Raw genomic sequence first — 1,240 nt, 5'->3', positions numbered from 1 at the left:
CGATTGTACAACGCCAGCCAACTTCTTTCACTTGTTGAGAAGACAAATGAAATTAAAATTCCGAAAGCCGCTTATTGTTTTTACACCAAAAAGTTTGCTTCGTGATCCAAGAGTCGTTTCTAGCATCGAAGAATTAGAAAATGGGTGTTTCCAAGAAACTATCGATGATGAAACCGTAAATAAAGTTGAGGTTAAAACCCTAGTTTTCTGTACAGGAAAATTCTATTATGATATTACTGCTGAAAGAGAAATAAGAGGAAGAAAAGATGTGGCTGTTGTGAGAATCGAACAATTATTTCCATTGCCTGCTGATCAATTAACAGAAATTATTGCCAAATATCCAAATGCAGATGATTTTGTATGGGCACAAGAAGAGCCTAAAAACATGGGAGCTTATGGTTATATGCTGATGAATTTCAATCAAGTAAATTTGAGATTGGCTTCCTTAAGAGTATCCTCTGCATCGGCTTCAGGAAGTTACACAAGGTCTAAAAACCGACACGCAAAAGCAATTAAAATGGTTTTTGAAAAAGATTTTGTTCGTTAAAATAAAACATTCAAATAAAAAGATTTAAGATTCATAATTTAATATAAATAAGATGATTTTAGAAATGAAAGTCCCATCACCAGGGGAATCTATAAAAGAAGTTGAAATTGCTACATGGTTAGTAAAAGACGGTGATTATGTAGAAAAAGATCAAGCCATTGCCGAGGTTGATTCTGACAAAGCAACACTTGAATTGCCAGCAGAAGCTAGCGGAATCATCTCTCTAAAAGCAGAAGAAGGTGATGCAGTAGCTGTTGGGGCAATTGTGTGTCATATTGATACCGATGCTGCAAAACCATCCGCTTCAGCGTCAGTTGCCGAAGTTAAAAAAGAAGAACCAAAAACTGTTGAAGTGAAGAAAGAAGAAGTAAAAGTTGCAGCTCCAGTAGCACCAACTTCTTATGCATCTGGAACTCCATCTCCAGCAGCAAGAAAAATATTAGACGAAAAAAACATCCAACCTTCTGACATTGTTGGAACTGGAAAAGATGGAAGAATTACCAAAGATGATGCTGTAAATGCCGTTCCATCTATGGGAACTCCAACGGGTGGAACTCGTGGTTCTGAACGAACCAAATTATCGATGTTGCGTCGTAAAGTTGCCGAAAGATTGGTTGCTGCCAAAAACGATACCGCGATGTTGACTACTTTCAACGAAGTAAACATGACGCCAATCAATACGTTGCGAAACGA

The 1,240-nt window shown here is 37.4% G+C and carries 1 protein-coding gene and 1 pseudogene; both read left to right on the top strand.

Translation table 11 applies throughout. The features are described 5' to 3' along the window. Nucleotides 1-547, top strand: a pseudogene (locus EKL98_RS16405) (2-oxoglutarate dehydrogenase E1 component); the annotation flags it as partial. Nucleotides 548-599: 52 nt separating this feature from the next. Continuing rightward, nucleotides 600-1,240: biotin/lipoyl-containing protein (locus EKL98_RS16400; RefSeq protein ID WP_126563188.1), on the top strand; the 641-nt coding region annotated here is incomplete at its 3' end.

The sequence above is a fragment of the Flavobacterium bomense genome (assembly GCF_003970355.1).
The sequence above is the reverse complement of the archived record's forward strand: the minus strand, read 5'-3'. Positions and strand labels throughout refer to the sequence as shown.